The organism is Caballeronia sp. LZ003 (assembly GCF_031451465.1).
In the GTDB taxonomy this organism is placed as follows: domain Bacteria; phylum Pseudomonadota; class Gammaproteobacteria; order Burkholderiales; family Burkholderiaceae; genus Caballeronia.
This window is the reverse complement of sequence record NZ_JARUXJ010000004.1, coordinates 93,176-109,849: the sequence shown is the minus strand read 5'-3', so window position 1 is coordinate 109,849 and position 16,674 is coordinate 93,176. Positions and strand designations below refer to the sequence as shown.

The 16,674-nt window shown below is 60.4% G+C and carries 19 protein-coding genes; 8 read left to right on the top strand and 11 right to left on the bottom strand.

Annotation, left to right across the window (positions count from 1 at the left end; genetic code table 11):
• The first annotated feature begins 8 nt into the window (after window positions 1-8).
• Window positions 9-2,363, top strand: a complete 2,355-nt coding sequence (locus QCE79_RS24595) for a TonB-dependent receptor (RefSeq protein ID WP_309848345.1) — start codon at window positions 9-11, stop codon at window positions 2,361-2,363.
• A gap of 9 nt (window positions 2,364-2,372) precedes the next feature.
• Here QCE79_RS24595 and QCE79_RS24590 read toward each other — a convergent pair whose 3' ends face one another.
• The 4 genes from QCE79_RS24590 to QCE79_RS24575 all read right to left on the bottom strand — a co-directional run bounded on the left by QCE79_RS24590 (window position 2,373) and on the right by QCE79_RS24575 (window position 5,780).
• Complete coding sequence (locus QCE79_RS24590; protein WP_244828838.1) at window positions 2,373-3,356, bottom strand: glycosyltransferase; 984 nt, start codon at window positions 3,354-3,356, stop codon at window positions 2,373-2,375.
• Between the two features lie 104 nt (window positions 3,357-3,460).
• On the bottom strand, window positions 3,461-3,868 hold the full coding sequence (locus QCE79_RS24585; protein WP_244828839.1) for a hypothetical protein: 408 nt from the start codon (window positions 3,866-3,868) through the stop codon (window positions 3,461-3,463).
• 133 nt (window positions 3,869-4,001) lie between these two features.
• Entirely contained in the window at window positions 4,002-5,066 is a 1,065-nt protein-coding gene (locus QCE79_RS24580) for a beta-propeller fold lactonase family protein (RefSeq protein ID WP_250510429.1), read from the bottom strand.
• 168 nt (window positions 5,067-5,234) lie between these two features.
• Window positions 5,235-5,780 (bottom strand): DUF3280 domain-containing protein, encoded by a 546-nt coding sequence (locus QCE79_RS24575; protein WP_244828841.1) that lies wholly within the window; start codon window positions 5,778-5,780, stop codon window positions 5,235-5,237.
• Window positions 5,781-5,938: 158 nt separating this feature from the next.
• Between QCE79_RS24575 and QCE79_RS24570 the strand changes: the two genes are divergently transcribed.
• The 3 genes from QCE79_RS24570 to QCE79_RS24560 all read left to right on the top strand — a co-directional run bounded on the left by QCE79_RS24570 (window position 5,939) and on the right by QCE79_RS24560 (window position 7,207).
• Window positions 5,939-6,253 (top strand): hypothetical protein, encoded by a 315-nt coding sequence (locus QCE79_RS24570; protein ID WP_309848344.1) that lies wholly within the window; start codon window positions 5,939-5,941, stop codon window positions 6,251-6,253.
• A gap of 1 nt (window position 6,254) precedes the next feature.
• On the top strand, window positions 6,255-6,629 hold the full coding sequence (locus QCE79_RS24565; protein ID WP_250467560.1) for a VOC family protein: 375 nt from the start codon (window positions 6,255-6,257) through the stop codon (window positions 6,627-6,629).
• A 329-nt stretch (window positions 6,630-6,958) separates the two neighbouring features.
• Window positions 6,959-7,207: a hypothetical protein gene (locus tag QCE79_RS24560; RefSeq protein WP_244828844.1), complete on the top strand. Its 249-nt coding sequence runs from the start codon at window positions 6,959-6,961 to the stop codon at window positions 7,205-7,207.
• Window positions 7,208-7,219: 12 nt separating this feature from the next.
• Here QCE79_RS24560 and QCE79_RS24555 read toward each other — a convergent pair whose 3' ends face one another.
• The gene (locus QCE79_RS24555; protein ID WP_309848343.1) at window positions 7,220-7,765 is read right to left on the bottom strand and encodes a DnaJ domain-containing protein; all 546 of its coding nucleotides are present in this window, start codon (window positions 7,763-7,765) and stop codon (window positions 7,220-7,222) included.
• 134 nt (window positions 7,766-7,899) lie between these two features.
• On the opposite strand from QCE79_RS24555, the gene QCE79_RS24550 reads away from it, so the two are divergent.
• The 3 genes from QCE79_RS24550 to QCE79_RS24540 all read left to right on the top strand — a co-directional run bounded on the left by QCE79_RS24550 (window position 7,900) and on the right by QCE79_RS24540 (window position 10,655).
• Entirely contained in the window at window positions 7,900-8,451 is a 552-nt protein-coding gene (locus tag QCE79_RS24550) for a phosphonate degradation HD-domain oxygenase (protein ID WP_309850533.1), read from the top strand.
• A gap of 83 nt (window positions 8,452-8,534) precedes the next feature.
• Window positions 8,535-9,971, top strand: coding sequence for a DHA2 family efflux MFS transporter permease subunit (locus QCE79_RS24545; RefSeq protein ID WP_404989412.1), 1,437 nt, complete (start codon window positions 8,535-8,537; stop codon window positions 9,969-9,971).
• A gap of 117 nt (window positions 9,972-10,088) precedes the next feature.
• Window positions 10,089-10,655, top strand: coding sequence for a transglycosylase SLT domain-containing protein (locus QCE79_RS24540; protein ID WP_250467564.1), 567 nt, complete (start codon window positions 10,089-10,091; stop codon window positions 10,653-10,655).
• Window positions 10,656-10,767: 112 nt separating this feature from the next.
• Here QCE79_RS24540 and QCE79_RS24535 read toward each other — a convergent pair whose 3' ends face one another.
• From QCE79_RS24535 to rarD, 3 genes are all read right to left on the bottom strand, one after another.
• Entirely contained in the window at window positions 10,768-11,163 is a 396-nt protein-coding gene (locus QCE79_RS24535; protein WP_250492940.1) for a hypothetical protein, read from the bottom strand.
• 125 nt (window positions 11,164-11,288) lie between these two features.
• Entirely contained in the window at window positions 11,289-11,615 is a 327-nt protein-coding gene (locus QCE79_RS24530; protein WP_309848342.1) for a hypothetical protein, read from the bottom strand.
• Window positions 11,616-12,170: 555 nt separating this feature from the next.
• Window positions 12,171-13,157, bottom strand: coding sequence for an EamA family transporter RarD (rarD, locus tag QCE79_RS24525; RefSeq protein WP_309848341.1), 987 nt, complete (start codon window positions 13,155-13,157; stop codon window positions 12,171-12,173).
• Window positions 13,158-13,482: 325 nt separating this feature from the next.
• Between rarD and egtD the strand changes: the two genes are divergently transcribed.
• Window positions 13,483-14,451, top strand: coding sequence for an L-histidine N(alpha)-methyltransferase (gene egtD / locus QCE79_RS24520; RefSeq protein WP_244828850.1), 969 nt, complete (start codon window positions 13,483-13,485; stop codon window positions 14,449-14,451).
• Window position 14,452: 1 nt separating this feature from the next.
• On the opposite strand, the gene QCE79_RS24515 is transcribed toward egtD, so the two are convergent.
• The 3 genes from QCE79_RS24515 to QCE79_RS24505 form a co-directional block, all read right to left on the bottom strand.
• On the bottom strand, window positions 14,453-14,749 hold the full coding sequence (locus QCE79_RS24515) for an acylphosphatase (protein WP_244828851.1): 297 nt from the start codon (window positions 14,747-14,749) through the stop codon (window positions 14,453-14,455).
• Window positions 14,750-14,831: 82 nt separating this feature from the next.
• Window positions 14,832-15,971 carry a hybrid sensor histidine kinase/response regulator gene (locus tag QCE79_RS24510; protein WP_250467569.1) on the bottom strand — a complete coding sequence of 380 codons (1,140 nt, stop codon included), beginning with the start codon at window positions 15,969-15,971 and terminating at the stop codon, window positions 14,832-14,834.
• A complete protein-coding gene (locus QCE79_RS24505; protein WP_309848340.1) occupies window positions 15,972-16,673 on the bottom strand; it encodes a chemotaxis protein CheB in 702 nt (233 codons plus the stop codon).
• Window position 16,674: the final 1 nt, after the last annotated feature.

The following is a 16,674-nucleotide window of genomic DNA, read 5'->3' as shown; positions in this document are numbered from 1 at the left end:
AGACGACGATGAGAAGCATGCCGCGCGAGCGCAAGTCAGCGCATCGGTTCAAACCCCGAGCCGGATTGCGGCTCGTGTTCGGCGGTGCGTTCGCCAGCATCACCGTCGGCGCATGGGCGCAGGCGGCAAGCGCTCCAGAGGTGCCTCCCGCCGTTGTGGCACCGGTCGTCGAAGCGAGTCCGCCGCCGAATACCGACTTGCCCACGGTAGTCGTGGTGGGCACGACACCGCTCATCGGCGTCGGCACGCCGCTCGAAAAGGTGCCCGCGAACGTGCAGACCATCAAGGGCAGCCAGATCGACGAGCAGCATTCCCAGACCATCACCGATGATTTGCAGAAGAACGGCGGCAGCGTCGATATCAACGACGCGCAAGGCAACCCATCGCAGACGGACATTCTCTATCGCGGCTTCACGGCTTCGCCGCTGCTCGGAACGCCGCAGGGCCTTTCGGTGTTTCTGGATGGCGTACGCATCAACGAGCCGTTCGGCGATGTCGTGAACTGGGACCTGATTCCGCAGGCCGCCATCAGCACGATGCAGATCATTCCCGGCTCGAACCCGACGTTCGGCTTGAACACGCTGGGTGGCGCAATCGCGGTGACAACGAAGAACGGCCGGGACAACCCTGGCGGCGCGGTGGATGTGAGCTTCGGTTCGTTCGGCCGCAAGGTGGCGCAGTTCGAACAAGGCGGGTTGATCGGCGATCATCTCGACTACTACTTCACGGCCAACATCACGAACGATAACGGCTGGGCGGCGCAGAATTCGAGCCGCTTGCGCCAGGCCTTCGGCAAGCTGCGCTACACCGACGCCGATACGACCATCTCCCTTTCGATGGGCGGTGCGGACAACACGCTAAACGGCTCGCAGACGATCCCGCGCTCGTTCCTCAACAACTTCAAGCAAGCCTATACGTTCCCAGATACCAACGAGAATCAGGTCGGCTATATCACGCTGTCGGCGGATCGTTACATCACGCCGAACATCCAGTTGAGCGGCAATCTGTACTACCGTCACTATCGCAACAAGAACGTGAGCAGCAACGTCAACGACGACTTCGGCACCGTGGAGGGCGACGATGACGACGATATCGATCTCACGCAGGCCACCAACGACCAGTCGGTGATCGTCACGGACAGCTATGGCGCAAGCCTGCAACTCACCTTGCTCAACAAGCTCTTCGGCAAGGACAACCAGTTGGTGATCGGTGCGGCGGGCGACTTCGCCAACTCGCATTTTTCGCAATCGTCGCAGGATGCCGAGTTCACGGATAGCCGCGCGACCATCGGCATGGGTCCGTTCGTTCCGCAGACGGACGCCAAGACGCGCAATCAGAACTGGGGCATCTACTTCGAGAACACCTTCTCTTTCACGCAGCAATGGTCCATGACGCTCGCCGGGCGCTATAACTGGTCGAAGGCGGTGATCGGCGACGAGAGCGGCGTGCAGCCATTACTCGATGGCAATCACACGTTCTCGCGCTTCAATCCGGCTATCGGTTTCAACTGGAATCCGACGCGCTCCTTCACCGCCTACGCCACGTATAACGAAGGCATGCGTTCGCCTACGGCTATCGAACTCGCTTGCGCCGACCCGGCCGCACCGTGCTCGCTGCCGAACGATTTCATCGCCGACCCCGACCTCAAGCCGGTGATTTCGCGCACCTTCGAAGTGGGCGCGCGTGGACGCCTTGGCAACGCGACGACATGGAGCGCGGCGGCCTACAGCACGACCCTTTCCGACGATATCCAGTTCGTCAGCAGCCAGGGCGCGGCAAGCACGCTCGGCTACTTTCAGAACGTGGGCAAGACGCGCAGGCAAGGCTTCGAACTCGCGGGCCGCACGCAATGGGGACCGGTCGGCATGGCCGCGAGCTATAGCTACGTGAACGCGACTTATCGTTCGACATGGACCGAGAGCAGCGCCAGCAATTCGAGCGCGGATGACGGCGGCAATATCACCGTTCACTCCGGCGATCGCATTCCGGGCATTCCGGCGAATACGGTCAAGGTGCGACTCGACTACAACGCGCTGCCGCAATGGAATATCGGCAGCAACCTCACGTATCGCAGCAGCATCTTCGCGCGCGGCGACGAGAACAATCAGGACACGAATGGCAGCATTGCCGGCTACTTTCTGATCGATCTCGATACGACCTACAACGTGACCAAGCAGTTGCAGGTCTATGCGACCGTAAAGAATCTGTTGAACAAGCGCTACGCGAACTTCGCCATTCTTGGCGAGAACTTCTTCAACGGACCGAATCACACGTTCAACGGTGCGGATACCACCAACGAGCAATTTCTGGGTGTTGGCGCGCCGCGTGGCGTGTGGGTGGGGATGCGCTATGCGTGGAAGTGAGTATGCCGCTCAAGCATGCTTGAGTTGACTCATTGCTTCCGCAATCGCGCGGTGACAGCGGAACTTGTCCTCTTCGCTACGAGGATAGGTCTGTGCTGACGCCCGCCATTTGCGATCGAGCATATCGACCATTCGATACTCGAGTTCGAGTGCGCTTACACCATAGCGCGTGTCGATCTGCGAAAGGGCGACGCCGCCCGCGCGATACGCGTCGATCAATGTATCGAGTTCGGCTTCCGGCTTGAGTGGCCAATCGTGCAACGTACACAGGCGTTGCACGTCATGTCCGGTGAGACGCGGAAAGAACGTGGGAAAGATACGCATGAAAAGGCGCTTCTTGGCTTCGTAGAGCTTTACGACATCGAGATTCAACGACGTCATCTCTCGATGAATCCGGTATGCCGTCAAAGGCTCTGCAAGGTTGGCGAAGCGCGCGCCATGCAGCATGCAGTCGAACCAGAAGCCGAGATCATCCACAATGTGCAGATTCGGATCGTAGCGAATCTCGAAGCGCTGGATGAACGCGCGCCGGAACATCACGCTCGGATTGGCGAGGTAAGCCGCGCCGATCATGAAACGCGCCTTTATCTCGCCGTCTTCGAGCGGAAAATTGCTGACGGTGGAATCTTCACCGAAGTGGCGGATTTGCGTGCCGAGCACGGTGACATGCGGATGCGCATCGAGATATTCCGCTTGCTTGCGAAGTCTGCCCGGCTCGGCAATGTCATCGTGATCGATGCGCGCAATGTATTCGCCACGGCATAGATTAAAGCCACGGTTTGCGTTGCTCGCGCGCCCCTGATTATGCTCGAGGGAAAAGATGCGAATGCGCGCGTCGTTCAGGCTGCGCACGCGTGCAAGCGTGTCGTCATGGCTCGCGTCATCGAGAATCAGGACTTCGAAATCGGCGTCCTGATTCAGCAACGATTGCAGCGTTTCGACGATGAAGCGCTCTGCGTTGTAAGTCGGGATGACGACGGATATCTTTGGCATGTTGAGCGCAGCGGCTTTTCCGCGGTCGGGTTCGGCTCGACATTATCCGCGCCTTCTTGCTTCGAATTGTCAAAGATGGTTTTATCAGCCATCCGAATTATTTTTCAGCGCGGCTTGAAGGGATAAACCTTAGCTGGCCTGCGCTGCTGCAATTCCGCCAGATAGTTTTCGACAAAGCGGCCAAGCGCGTTGGCCTTGAGTTGTTCGAGCATGCGCATGGCGTCGCTTGGCGATTCGGGACCCATGACGAGTGCGCCGACGCCAAGCTCACCCAGATGCACGACGAGCGCGCATGAAGAAAGCGAACCAGCGGAGAAGAGGCGGATTGCTTCGGCGGCATCGTCGTCTATTTCAATGTTAGCAGCGCGCGGGTCGCAACGAAACTCGCCATGCTTGCCGACGTATGCGGGTAGCCAATGACAATTGGCAGTGCCGCCTTGAGCTGCGATCAACAGACGCTTACGTGAGGGCGAATCCAGGAGCTCCTGGAAAGCCTCGGCCAATGTGAACATGGTGCACCTCGCCGTCGAGCCTGTCCCGATACTACCAGCGCTCTCTTGAGCGGCGCGGATTCCTTTACGAAACGATGCAAGGCACAAACCGAAATGGCCGCGCATGGCGGCCATCACGTTTCATGCATCAAGCTCAACGCCCTTCGATCGATCCCGCGCTCGGCGGATACGTCACGATGCCCCATGCGAGCGGTAGATCACCGATCTGCTTGACCGTCTGATAGTTCGATGCATCGAGCACATACACGGCGTTGGACCGTCCACATGCAAAGAGAATCTTCGAGCCATCGGGCGTGAAGCTGAAGTGCCAGCAACGTTGACCAATCGGTACATCGCTTAAGTGCTCGAAGCTTTTGCCATCGAAGACTTGCAAGGTCTTGTCGCGCGAAGCGGCAACGAGAAGACGCTTGCCCGAAGGATCGAACGATACGCCATACGGGCCCGTCTTCGTGTCGACGGTCTTGACGATCTTTAGATCGGCCGCATCGAGCACGGTGAACTTGTTCGTGTTCTCGAGCGTCACGACATACTGCTTGCCATCCGGCGATACCTTGATGCCGCGTGGGCGCGAACCTTTCGGCAACGTGACCGTGCGCACGAACTTGCCGCTGCCCACGCGATACACCGACACCGTGTCGTCACCTTCATTGGTCACGAGAATGGACTTGCCATCGGCCGAGAATTCCACGCCTTCCGTTTCGTGTCCGCTCTTGACCGAGCGCAGAACCTTAAGCGTCTTGAGATCGACGATGGCGATCTCGGCGGGCGGCGCATTGGGATCGTCATCGTCCTTTTCGAGTTGACCAGGCTTCGGGGGACCGCCGGATTCGCCCGGCTCGTAGGTCACGTAAGCGAAGCCGCCACGCACGCGCACGAACTCCGGATTCTTGCCGATCTTCACGCGCCGCACGACCTTACCCGTCGATGTATCGATCTCCGAAAGGTCCGCTGTCTCCTTGTTCGCGACGTAAAGGCGTGTTCCTTCCTTGTTGAGACTCAGGCCGCGCGGACCGTCTTTGCCCACATCGAAAGTTTGCTTGAGCGAGAGATCGCCCAGATCGATGACGCCGACACCGGCGGACTCGGTCGTCACGTAGGCGGTGGGCGTGGCCGCGTGCGTGGAGCTTGCGGCAAGCGCGAGCGTCGGCGCGAGTACCGACGCGCAGGCAAAGCGCGCCGCCCTGTATCTGGCTTGCATGGTCGTCTCCGGCTTTGATTCGTGTTCGAATCGAATTTGTTTTGACAGGCACCGCGACCGCGTCGAACGGGCGTGCCCGAATGGAACTTAGCCCAACATGCGCCGCTCTGGCAACGCCGGAAGGCGGGAGAAACTCCCGAATTCGTTTCCGTGGGTTCAATCGCCGCGTCAGGGCTTCATCGAAGGATCGTCGGCGAGCAGGACGACGAGCGCCTTGGCGCCGCGCTGCCACGAGAGATCCGTGTTGCCGCGTATATCGACGGAACGCTGAAAGAGCGTGGCGCCGCTCTTGGCATCTTCCACACGAAGGTTCATGTTGAGGATTAGATTACTGATCTTCTGCACCCAGCAAATGCCCACGCGCTCCACGCCAAGTTGGCGCGCAACGCGCAGTTCGCAGCCGTTGCAGGCGCTCATGTCTTGCGCCCCTTGAAGCGACGCGATGAGATCCTTGGCGGGCGCGTTATCGGCAATGCGGAACAGGCCACGCTCACGCATGTCGTCGCGCAGCGCGGTGCCGATCATCGCGAGGCGCTGGCTCTGGATGCGGTTGATGTCGGCATCGTTATACGCGGCGTTATCGTCGATAAGCGTGCAGTCGATGAGTGCAAGCGACGGCTTCTCGTTCTGCGCACCGGCGTTGCCTGTAGCAAAGCCTAAGCTTGCGATAACCACGAGAAACAGCGCACGCACTACGCGACGGATGACGGTCATGGTTGAAGTCTCGTCGGGCGAAAGGCCCGTGGCTCAACATAACGTCCAACGCGCTGCGGAGCAAGCGTATCGTTCGTTTCAACGCGCTTAAACATGGATTCATCGCGCCAACAGGAGTAACGTTGAATAGCCCGCGCGAAGATGGAAAGGAGGCGATCATGCCCGACGACCCCACGCCGAAGTGTCACGTTTTCGAATACGAAGGCTTCGAGATTCATGCACTGCCGCAAATCAAGGCAGCGCCTGAATCCGCGTCTAACAGCTACGTTTATATTGCCTATGTATGCAGACCCGGCACGCATGCGCAAAGACCTGGCGACGCCGTGCATTTCCATTCCGATGGCGACGACGCGTTCAAGACTCCCGACGACGCAGCCGACGACGCGCGGCATGTCGGCCGAAGTATCGTCGATGGTACGCATCCGGATTTGAACGTGCTGCCGCTCGTGTCGCATCATCATCACACTGGATGACATGACCGATTCGAATCAAGACGAGCCGCGCATTGAAAGTCTCAGCGCCGTTACGCTCGCCACGCACGATATGCCTCGTGCCGTCGCCTTTTACGAAGCGCTCGGTTTTCGTATCGTGCATGGCGGCGCGAACGAGGCATTCACTTCTTTTGCGCTAGGTACGTCCTTTCTCAACATCACGACCGAAACACATGGTCCCGTTCAATGGTGGGGCCGCTTCATCATTCATGTCTCCGACGTGGATGCTTTTTATCGCCGTGCGCTTGCCTGCGGAATGAAACCGCACTTCGCGCCGCGCGATGCGCCCTGGAACGAGCGCTACTTCCATCTCACCGATCCCGACGGCCACGAACTGAGTTTCGCACGGCCGCTCTAAAAAAATGCCGCGCCGCGGCACGGAACTGGCTCTTACACAAATGACGGATAGCGCACGCATCGGATCATTGATATGACCGTTCGCGTACATACCCGTCCATCGCGTTGAATGACCATTCAATCAACTCGAAGCCGTACTCCGCCAGTTCAAAGTGAGCGTGTTGCTATTTCGCAAACTTGGAGCAGGCGCCTGGTTTTCAGGCGTAGAGTTAAAGTGCTTTGTCAGGTACGTGATGCATTGCGGCATAGTTATTTCAGTGGCGGGGCGTAAAGCCTTGAGCGCATCTGGCCGTTAGCCCGAACATGAATGCCGCGTGTTGGAGACTCGGAATGAAATGCACGAAAGAGCAATCCCTTCGCTATCAGGTCGAAAAATGGCTGGCGCCCGGAAGCATGCCGGTCCATGTCAGGCAATTCAGTCGCACGCGCGCAGACCGGCGCCGCTTCGTTTGTGTGGAAACGCTGCAGGGCGCTGCATCGCGCGCGCTGTTTTTCTTCCGTCACGACGACGGCCACTGGTGTGTGTATCCGCCCGCGCCGCGTCACCGTAACATGCGCGGCGAAAGACTGGCCGCGTAGCACGGCATTGATTTAAAGCTTCAGGTTGTTGAGAAACTGGAACCACACGGACCCAAGCGGATTGACCATGGGACCCGCCAGTTTCTTTTCAACGACGGGTTCTTCGGCTGGCTCGGCGTCAGCCGTCTGTCGCGAATCATGCAGCGCTATCGCGCTATCCGCGATTTGCCGCGCTTGCACTTCATCGCATTGCTGTCCAAGCAGCGCGCCAAAGACGACATCGCGGTTATGCCCTTGCGATGCGAACCGCATGGCGAGCGATACATATTCCGCATAGAGCGCCTCGCGTACTTCACGCTCCTTCGCTTCGCGCTCTGTTTGCGCCTTATGTAGACGCGCGACTTCCTCCGCGAAAATGCGATCGTAGACTTCGCGTTGCGCGGGATCGGAAAGTATGGCGTAGGCTTCCTTGATCTCTTGAAACGTCGCGCGTGCGGCGTCTTCGTTACCCGCGTTGCGATCCGGATGCGAGCGCATCGCGGCCTTGCGATAAGCGCGCTTGATCTCTTCCTCAGTTGCGTGCTCGCCTACTCCAAGCGTTTCGTATAACGTTGCCATCTGCATTGAATGATTGACGGGTCGAAGGGCATCGTAACACGCTAAAAACAGTGGTTTTATGCAGGTGCGCAATGCCATCGGCACGTCATGAAGACTCGCGACAATCACCGTTTCTCCTCGCACTGCACTGGAAGATGGCGCTCTCCTTCAACGACATCCGGCATCTCTTCGACACCTACGGGGCGCTTGCCTATAGCGGCGAGCCCGTCACGCAACTCGAACACGCGCTGCAGACAGCGTATCTCGCGGAGCAGGCGGGCGCGCACCGCGAGTTGATCGTCGCGGCATTGCTGCACGACCTCGGGCATCTGTTGAACTTGCAGGGCGATACGCCGACTACACGCGGTATCGACGATCTCCACCAGTATTACGCGCTGCCGTTCTTACGCCCGCTGTTCGCGGATGCCGTGCTCGAACCGATCCGCCTTCACGTGGATGCCAAGCGCTGCCTCTGCGCGATCGATGCCTCATATCACGCGCTTCTTTCGCCCGATTCGGTGCGCAGTTTGCAGCTGCAAGGCGGCGTATTCGATGCCGACGAAGCGCGCCATTTTCTGGCGCGCCTGTTCGCCGAAGATGCCATGGCGTTGCGCCGCTGGGATGACGAAGCGAAGGACGCCGCACGCGGCACGCCGCCGCTTGCTCACTATCTGGAATACGCCGAAGGCATCGCACAGCAGAATTGAGAGGCGACCCGTGCGCCTCCGCGGGCTTCGCGTAGACTGGCGGGCATGCACTCGTCATCCACTCGAAATGCCTTGCAGCGCCCATGCAGCGTGCGAGCACACACTGCATCGTGAACGACGGCAACTTTCGCATCACCGCTGCCGTCGTGGCCTCGGCGCTCTTCATGCAGAACATGGACGGCACCATCGTCGCGACCGCCATTCCCACGATGGCGCGCGACCTGCATATCGATCCCGTCCATCTGAGCGGCGCCATTACCGCTTATCTCGTTGCGCTCACGGTCTTCATTCCGGCGAGCGGCTGGGTGGCCGACCGCTTCGGCGCGCGGCGCGTTTTCATGTGGGCAATCGCCACGTTCACGCTCGCGTCGATCGCTTGCGCGGCGGCGGCGAATCTTCCGCAACTCATCGGCGCACGCATCGTGCAAGGTCTGGGTGGCGCGATGATGGTGCCCGTCGGCCGCCTGATCCTCTTTCGCGGCGTGAAGCGCGAAGAGCTGCTGCAAGCGACCACGTGGCTCACCATGCCCGCGCTTGTCGGCCCCTTGCTTGGGCCGCCGCTCGGCGGCTTTCTCACCGATGCGCTCTCCTGGCGCAGCATCTTCTGGGTCAACGTCCCGGTAGGCGCGATCGGTCTCGTCCTCACGTGGAAGCTCTTGCCGCCCTCGCCGCCTGAAAGCCGCACGCCACCGGATTTGCGCGGCATGCTGCTTTCAGGGACATCGCTGAGTCTGTTCATGATCGGAATCGAAAGCGCGGGACGCGGCGTGATGCCCGAAGGGCTGCCCTGGGCATGCGTCGCGGTCGGCCTCCTACTGTTCTGGGCAACCGTCGTTCACTGCCGGCGCGTGGAGAATCCTGCCATCGACTTCTCGCTGCTTGCCATTCCGACATTTCACGCGGCCACGGTCGCGGGCAGCCTCTTCCGCGCGGGCGCCGGTGCGCTGCCTTTTCTCGTGCCGCTCACCTTGCAGACCGGCTTCGGTTACAGCGCGTCCGCTAGCGGACTGGTGACTTTTGCAAGCGCGCTCGGCTCCTTTTGCATGCGTCCGATGACCGCGCTCGCACTCCGGCGATTCTCCGTGCGCGCGGTTCTGTGCGCAGGCAGCGTGATCTTTGCGCTGGTTCTGGTCGTGTGCTCGACGATGTCGCAGGCTTGGCCCGCAGCAGCCATTTTCGTGCTGCTCCTCGTCGGCGGATTAGGCCGCTCGCTCAGTTTCGCGACGATGGGCGCGCTCGCTTTCGCCGATGTTCCGAAGCCGCGCCTCGCCGCCGCGACTTCGTTTCAGGGCACCGCGCAGCAGTTGATGAAGGCGCTTGGTGTAACCGTCGCGGCCGGGACGATTCAAGCCACGATGCTGATTTCCGGCAGCGTTCAGACCGAACGCTGGCAACTAGCGAGCGCCTTTTTGGCGACGGCGGCAGTCGTCCTGATGTCTCTTCCAATGTTCGCACGTCTCTCCGATGAAGCCGGCGCTGGCATCTCAGCGCCCACGGCGAAGCGCGCAGAGCGCACCTGATTTACCGGGTAAGCAATACCGAATTGCAAAAATATTCATCATATTTAAGACAAGCCCATGATCCGCAAGACTTTTTTATGAAGCTATAATGCGCTTTCCTCAAGATTACCCAGTCCGATGCGTCGAAATATTCTCTCAATCCTTCTACTGATCAGCCTCGCACAAGCTGCAAGCGCGCAAGAAGCCGTGCGGCCCGGCGGCCAAAACGACACGCAGGCGCCCTCGGGCAACGACGTAAAAACAGAGCAAGTCAGTCACAAGATTTCGGAATTGATCGTTCGCAAGTTCGGCGTCGCACGCGAAAAGGCGCAGACCATCGCATCGGCGGTAATGGCGTCTTCATCGAAATACTCGCTTCCGCCGGCATTGTTGCTTGCGATCATTTCCATAGAATCGCGCTTCAAGGAAACGGCCCACGGCCCGAACGACGCAACCGGTCTCATGCAGGTCGTGCCTTCCGCTCACAAGAAGTTGGTTCGCGATGTGGATTTGACAGAACCGGAAACCAATATCGAAGTCGGTTCGGCTATCCTGCACGGCTATCTGAAGTCCGCACAGGGCGATATCGACGCCGCGCTGAAGAGCTACGGCGGTTCACGCGCTTATGCCGAGAAGGTCAGTTTGCGCGTCAAGACATTCGAGCCGGCAGCGGCGGCAAGCGCAGCGTCCGCGACCGAGCAGTAAAACGTTATTCCCTATTCAATCTTTCGTTCTTCGCGCGCCGCTGCATAGCGGATGCCGCAACCTGCCCCGGCGATCGCACCTGCATGCGCGCTAGCGTACACATACCACGACATCAGTAGCTCTTTTGTGCACCGTTAGCGTTGCCGGTACTGTCCGGCGTGCTGCGCTGCATGGTTCCCGGGTTCATGTTGTTGTTGACCCCGTTGTTCATGCCACTCTTCGCGCCTGTGCCGGTTCCGCTCGTGCCATCCGACGAGCCGCCGACACCCGTGCCTGTCGCGCCGCTCATGCCAACGCCACCACCTTTGCCGGACGCGCCCATGCCGGCGCCAGCGCCCGCGGCGCCATTGCCGCCCGCACCTGCCGACCCCATGCCCGCGCCGCCGCCACCGCCTGCGCCGCCGCCCGCACCACCACCTGCGCCGCCTCCGCCTCCGGCCTGCGCGTAGACACCGCCCGAAAGACCTAACACCAGTGCCGAGATCACCAGCTTCTTAGTCGCGTTCATAGCAAGTCTCCAAAAGTTTGCGTTTCACGTGTCCATCCATCGTCCGTCCAGGCCGCAGAGACGCTGCAACGCACGTGGACTTGTTAGCGCAAACGTCGTGCCGCTTGGCGGTGATGGTCGGGCAATCAATATCCGTAGCCAGCGGGCGCGCACGGCACGTAGGCGCGGCGATAGCCGTCGTAGCAATAGCCGGGAGGAACGGCAGGTTGCGCGTACATGGGCTGCGCATAAGCCGGTTGCGCATAAGCCGGCTGTGCGTAGACAGGCTGCGCATTCGCCACCGAGCTCACGATGGCACCCAGCACAGCGCCGCCGATCAACGCGCCGACAATCGCGCCGCCATTGCCGCCATCACCGTGGCCGCTGTAGCCGCCGCCGCGCCCGTGGGCCGACGCTTGTCCTGCCACCGACAGACTTCCGATCATCAACAAGACAAGTGCTGCGCGTTTCATGAGACTCTCCAATTCCCGTGAGCCGGGTTCGTAGAGTCATCTTAAGCAGGCGATGAAGAAATAACTGATGCAGTTGGTAACCGTACATTTCAACGCTTACAAGTTGGTCCTGCGGCAGGCATTCGTTCGGATGTCGAAGTATTTCCACGGCGCTGCTATAAATGCCGACATATGTGTTTGGCCGTAACACTTGGCATGTTGAATCGGTAAAGACGTTCCACGACGCTCGGCGTTTTAACGCGCCGTTTCATTTGCTCGCGACTCGTTACCCTTTGTCACCAGACGGACGTCAACGCGCTACTGAAGCGCGGCGTTTTCATCGGCATCGCGACGAAAAAAACAGCGCATCAAGGTTTAACGGGGCGCAGCGAAGGTGCCGGTGGGGAGCCAAAACGAAGGCCGACAAGTAACAAGTCGCGAAATCCAGCGACGCAAAAAACGGCCGCCGATGCGAACAGTTGACGCAGCAGGCAATCAGGGAGGCTGCGCGTAGGCGCATCGCGCATCGGTTGCATCGATGCGTTCAGGCAAGGCGAGCTCACGGGCTCGCCTTTTTTATTGCATCGGCGCCACGCGCTCGCTGTGTTCCGCGCCAATCTCATGCTCAATACTCGCGTGATGTTCGCTGACCGGCAAACTCGCCGCCGACATGCGTTCACGCCGTAGCAGCCGCGCGCTGTGCACGGCGGTCAGCGCCACGGCAATCCAGATGGGCACATAGGTTCCGAGTTGCGTCGTCGAGAACGGCTTGCCGAGTACGAGCACTGCCACGCCGACCAGCAAGACCGGTTCGACATAGCCCAGAATGCCGAAGAGCGCGAGCGGCAAATAACGGCTCGCGCGCAGGTAAGACGCGAGCGCAACCGTGCTCAACGCGCCGAGTCCGGGAAGCAACAGCATCCACAAGCGCGCGTCGCTTGCAGCCATAGAAAACGAATTCCGTGCGAACAACATGACGATTGCGACCGGCGCGAGCAACATCATCTCTATCGCGAAGGAAACGAGCGGGTCCGCGTTCAGGCGTCGCCGCAAGATGAAATACGGTGGATAGCCGAGCACGACGACGAGCGTCGGCCAAGCGAACGCATGCGACACGACAAGCTCATGCGCCACGCCAAGCGCCGCCGCAATGACGCCCGCCCATTGCAGACGATCGAGCGCTTCGTGATAGTAAAAGCGACCCAGCAGGACCATCCCGAGGGGCAACAAAAAGTAGCCAAGCGACACTTCGAGCGCGCGTCCATGCAACGGCGCCCAAAGAAAAATCCATAATTGCAGGCCAAGCAAGGCGGCGACCGTGGCGAACGCCAAAAGCAGACTCGGGGTTCGAGCAAGCTTTCCAATGAGCGCGCACAATTGCGGCCAGCGATTACGCAAGGCGACGAGCAGCAGCGCGCCGGGCATGGTCCACACGATGCGCCAGGCGAAGATGTCGAGGCCATCGAGCGGCGCGAGCCATTTGGTGTAGCCCGACATGAGCGCGAAGAGCGCCGATGCGACAACGGAAAGCGCGATGCCGCGCCCGAGAACGTGCTGATTCATCAATGAGTGAAAGCTCGAGCGAAGCGGGAACTGCGCATTCTAAACGCTGTGCATCGACGCTATTCAGAGCGTGCTTCAAACTTCGCCTTGGGTCGTGCGCGTTTTTTGCTTCGCTAGTTCGCTTCTCGCGCCGGATGAACTTCACCGAGCGCGACGTTGTCTTCAACCCGTCATGCCGATGGGCGACTCTTCATATCTAACCCAACGGTTTCACCTGCCTGATTCGAGCGAAGCCGCTCACGTCATTGCATCAGCAGCATCCAAGCGCCGCGCCGTTGCAACGAAGGACGGCACGCGAATAAAACGCCGCATAGATGGAGACGTCATGATTCAACCCGCCCTATCCACCCGCGTCGACAGCGCCTTTGCCGAGGCCGTCCGCGCCGGGTTGTCGAAAGAGCCGCAAAAAGAATTGCCATCCATGTATCTGTATGACGAAGTGGGCTCGGCCCTCTTCGAAGTCATCACTGCGCTGCCCGAATACGGCGTGACGCGCGCCGAAGAGCGCGTGCTCACGGAACATGCTGCCGATATCGTCGCGGCAATGCCGGGCAACGTGAAGGTCGCCGAACTCGGCAGCGGCAGCGGCCGCAAGACGCGCCGCATTCTGGAGGCGCTTTGTAAAAAGCAGCCCACCGCCTATTACCCGATTGAAATATCGCGCACCGCTTTGCAGTTGTGCCGCCGGGAACTGGGCGATATCGAGCGCATTTCGATCGTCGGTTATGAGCGCGATTATCTGGCCGGCTTGTCGGAAGTCAGCGCCAAACGGAAGGAAGGCGAAAGGCTGCTCGTGCTGTTTCTCGGCAGCACCATCGGGAATTTTTCGCGGCTCGCGGCGACCAAGTTTCTACAGTCGATACGCAGCATGCTCGCTCCCGGCGATGCCCTTTTGCTCGGCACCGACCTTCTCAAACCGCTGCCGACGTTAATCGCCGCGTACGACGATCCCATCGGCGTGACGGCTGCATTCAACCTGAACTTGCTGGCGCGCATCAACCGCGAACTGGGTGGCGATTTTCCGCTCGATGCCTTCGAGCACGTCGCGCGCTTCAATTCCGAAGCACGCAGTATCGAAATGCATCTGCGAGCCAAGCGTGCGCTGACGGCGCATGTGCCAAGTGCGGATCTACGTGTCGAGTTCCGCGAAGGCGAGACGATCTGGACGGAAAGCAGCCACAAGTACGCCGCCGATGAAGTTGCGCCGATGGCCGCCGACGCGGGCTTCGAATGCTCGCATCAGTGGCGCGACGAGGAATGGCAGTTCGCGGAGAGTTTGTTGGTGGCGCGTTGATTCAGTGCTGCTCGAAGCGCTCGTAGCGCTTTTCTACGTAGCGTTCTTCGCTGAAGAACTCGGTGACGCGGGCATGCGGCGGCCCGCGTCGCAGCCATTCGAGCATCAAGTCGACTTGATTGGCCGCGCCTTGTACTATCGCCTCCACCGAGCCGTCTTCGAGATTCGCGACCCAGCCGCGCACGCCGAGCGCATGCGCGCGCCTCACGGTGTGATGTCGAAAGCCCACGCCCTGCACGACGCCCTTCACGTGCACGTAATAGGTTTCGATTCTCGTATCCAGATCCGGGCCAGGCATCGCGCATTCCCCTCGTAAGCGTTGATAGGCCGCATTGTAGACGGCGTATCGAAACGCTTCAGGATCAGCTCGATTTCGCGCTTCAGCTGAGACGGAACGGCTGCGCGGAATCCGTGCGTTCGCCAGGACGCGGACGCGGCGTGCGCGGCAGATGCACTTCGAACACCGTGCCCGCCTGCGCGGACGATTGCACCGTCACGTCGCCGCCATGCATTTCGGTGATTTCGCGCGTGATGTAGAGGCCGAGCCCGAGGCCGCTGGACTCGCTCTGACGCCGCCCCGAGCGATACGGCGCAAAGATGGTCGGCACCACTTCAGGCGGAATCTCGCCCGCGTTCTGCACGACGATGGTCACGTCGTCCTTGCCGCCTTCGAGACGCACTTGAATGGCCGAGCCTTCGAGCCCGTGCTGCAACGCGTTGCCGATGAGATTCGAAAACACTTGCGAAAGCAGATCGCCGTCGCCTTGCAAAAGCGTATCGCCGTGGCGCAGCACGAAGATGCGCCCCTTGCCTACGCGCGCCTCATATTCCTCGACGATATTCTTCGCGAGCGTCGCGAGTTCCACGGAACGCGGCTGCAAGGTCACGCGGCCGCCGCGCAGACGCGCAAGGTTCAGCAACTGATCGACCATGCGAACCATGCGCATGCCGCTCGACTTGATGCGGTTGCCGATATTCGCGACATTCTCGTCCGGCACGAAGCGCGCGAGATATTCCGCCGAAGCGATCACGGCCGACAGCGGCGTGCGCAGGTCGTGACCGAGCACGGCCATGAGCATCTCGTTAGCATCGAGCAGTTGCTGTACGGTTGCGAGTTGCGTCGCGAGTTGCTGCTTTTGACGCTCCATCTGAATGAAGACATCTACCTTCGAATTGAGGATGCGCGAATCGAACGGCTTGTAGAGAAAGTCCACCGCGCCCGCTTCGTAGCCGCGAAACGTGCGGTTGCCATCCTGCGCGGTCGCGGTCAGAAAGATGATCGGCACATGCGCCGTACGCGGACTGCCGCGCATGAGTTCGGCAAGTTCGAAGCCGTCCATGCCGGGCATGTTGACATCGAGAATGGCGAGCGCGACGTCGTGCTTGAGCAGCAGTTCGAGCGCGGCCGGTCCCGATTCCGCCTTCAGCACCGAGAGATCCGGCCGGGCCAGCGACGCCTCGAGTGCGGTGATGTTGTTGCGGATGTCATCGACGATCAGCACATAAATGGGTTGCGTCATTTAGCGGCTCCCCTTGCCTGCATTGCCTGCATTGCCTGTTTTGCTTCCTGCGTCGCTTCCAGCTTCATTGCCTGCCTCATTGCCTAACTTATTCTCTGATAAGTACCCGATGCGCGTGGAAAGACGCGTCACCATTTGCTCCAGCGTCAGGACCTCTCGGACCGCGCCGTTTTCGATAGCCGCAAGCGGCATCGCGGACGAGGAAGCCGTGCGCGGGTCCTGCGCCCAACACGCGCCGCCCGCATCGCGAATCGCCAGCGCGCCGCGCGCGCCATCGTCGTTGGCGCCCGACAGCACGATGCCGAGCAGCCGCTCGCGATACGCGTGCGCCGCCGATTCGAACAACACATCCACCGATGGCCGCGAAAAGCGCACGGGCGGATCGACCGACAGCGCGATGGAAGGCGCCGCGCCATCTTCCGCCTCGACCAGCATGTGATACCCCGGCGGCGCGAAATACACCGTGCCCGGCGCGATCTCGTCCTTGTCGAAGGGTTCGCGCACAGCGATTGCACAGCGTTGCGCGAACAGGTCGGGCAACAGGCTCGGCTGACCCTGCCGCACATGCACCACGACGAGAACCGACGGCGCGAACGCTTTCGGCAGCGCCGGCAACAGCAGATTCAGCGCCTCGACGCCGCCCGCCGACGCGCCGATCACGACGGCGTCGAAGACGAGCGGGCGCTGCATCTGTGTGCTCATC

Excerpts from the sequence above, each read along its gene's own strand:
- QCE79_RS24595 (WP_309848345.1), top strand. The coding sequence starts at position 9 with ATGAGAAGCATGCCGCGCGAGCGCAAGTCAGCGCATCGGTTCAAACCC.
- QCE79_RS24590 (WP_244828838.1), bottom strand. The coding sequence starts at position 3,356 with ATGCCAAAGATATCCGTCGTCATCCCGACTTACAACGCAGAGCGCTTC.
- QCE79_RS24585 (WP_244828839.1), bottom strand. The coding sequence starts at position 3,868 with ATGTTCACATTGGCCGAGGCTTTCCAGGAGCTCCTGGATTCGCCCTCA.
- QCE79_RS24580 (WP_250510429.1), bottom strand. The coding sequence starts at position 5,066 with ATGCAAGCCAGATACAGGGCGGCGCGCTTTGCCTGCGCGTCGGTACTC.
- QCE79_RS24575 (WP_244828841.1), bottom strand. The coding sequence starts at position 5,780 with ATGACCGTCATCCGTCGCGTAGTGCGTGCGCTGTTTCTCGTGGTTATC.
- QCE79_RS24570 (WP_309848344.1), top strand. The coding sequence starts at position 5,939 with ATGCCCGACGACCCCACGCCGAAGTGTCACGTTTTCGAATACGAAGGC.
- QCE79_RS24565 (WP_250467560.1), top strand. The coding sequence starts at position 6,255 with ATGACCGATTCGAATCAAGACGAGCCGCGCATTGAAAGTCTCAGCGCC.
- QCE79_RS24560 (WP_244828844.1), top strand. The coding sequence starts at position 6,959 with ATGAAATGCACGAAAGAGCAATCCCTTCGCTATCAGGTCGAAAAATGG.
- QCE79_RS24555 (WP_309848343.1), bottom strand. The coding sequence starts at position 7,765 with ATGGCAACGTTATACGAAACGCTTGGAGTAGGCGAGCACGCAACTGAG.
- QCE79_RS24550 (WP_309850533.1), top strand. The coding sequence starts at position 7,900 with ATGGCGCTCTCCTTCAACGACATCCGGCATCTCTTCGACACCTACGGG.
- QCE79_RS24545 (WP_404989412.1), top strand. The coding sequence starts at position 8,535 with ATGCAGCGTGCGAGCACACACTGCATCGTGAACGACGGCAACTTTCGC.
- QCE79_RS24540 (WP_250467564.1), top strand. The coding sequence starts at position 10,089 with ATGCGTCGAAATATTCTCTCAATCCTTCTACTGATCAGCCTCGCACAA.
- QCE79_RS24535 (WP_250492940.1), bottom strand. The coding sequence starts at position 11,163 with ATGAACGCGACTAAGAAGCTGGTGATCTCGGCACTGGTGTTAGGTCTT.
- QCE79_RS24530 (WP_309848342.1), bottom strand. The coding sequence starts at position 11,615 with ATGAAACGCGCAGCACTTGTCTTGTTGATGATCGGAAGTCTGTCGGTG.
- rarD (WP_309848341.1), bottom strand. The coding sequence starts at position 13,157 with ATGAATCAGCACGTTCTCGGGCGCGGCATCGCGCTTTCCGTTGTCGCA.
- egtD (WP_244828850.1), top strand. The coding sequence starts at position 13,483 with ATGATTCAACCCGCCCTATCCACCCGCGTCGACAGCGCCTTTGCCGAG.
- QCE79_RS24515 (WP_244828851.1), bottom strand. The coding sequence starts at position 14,749 with ATGCCTGGCCCGGATCTGGATACGAGAATCGAAACCTATTACGTGCAC.
- QCE79_RS24510 (WP_250467569.1), bottom strand. The coding sequence starts at position 15,971 with ATGACGCAACCCATTTATGTGCTGATCGTCGATGACATCCGCAACAAC.
- QCE79_RS24505 (WP_309848340.1), bottom strand. The coding sequence starts at position 16,673 with ATGAGCACACAGATGCAGCGCCCGCTCGTCTTCGACGCCGTCGTGATC.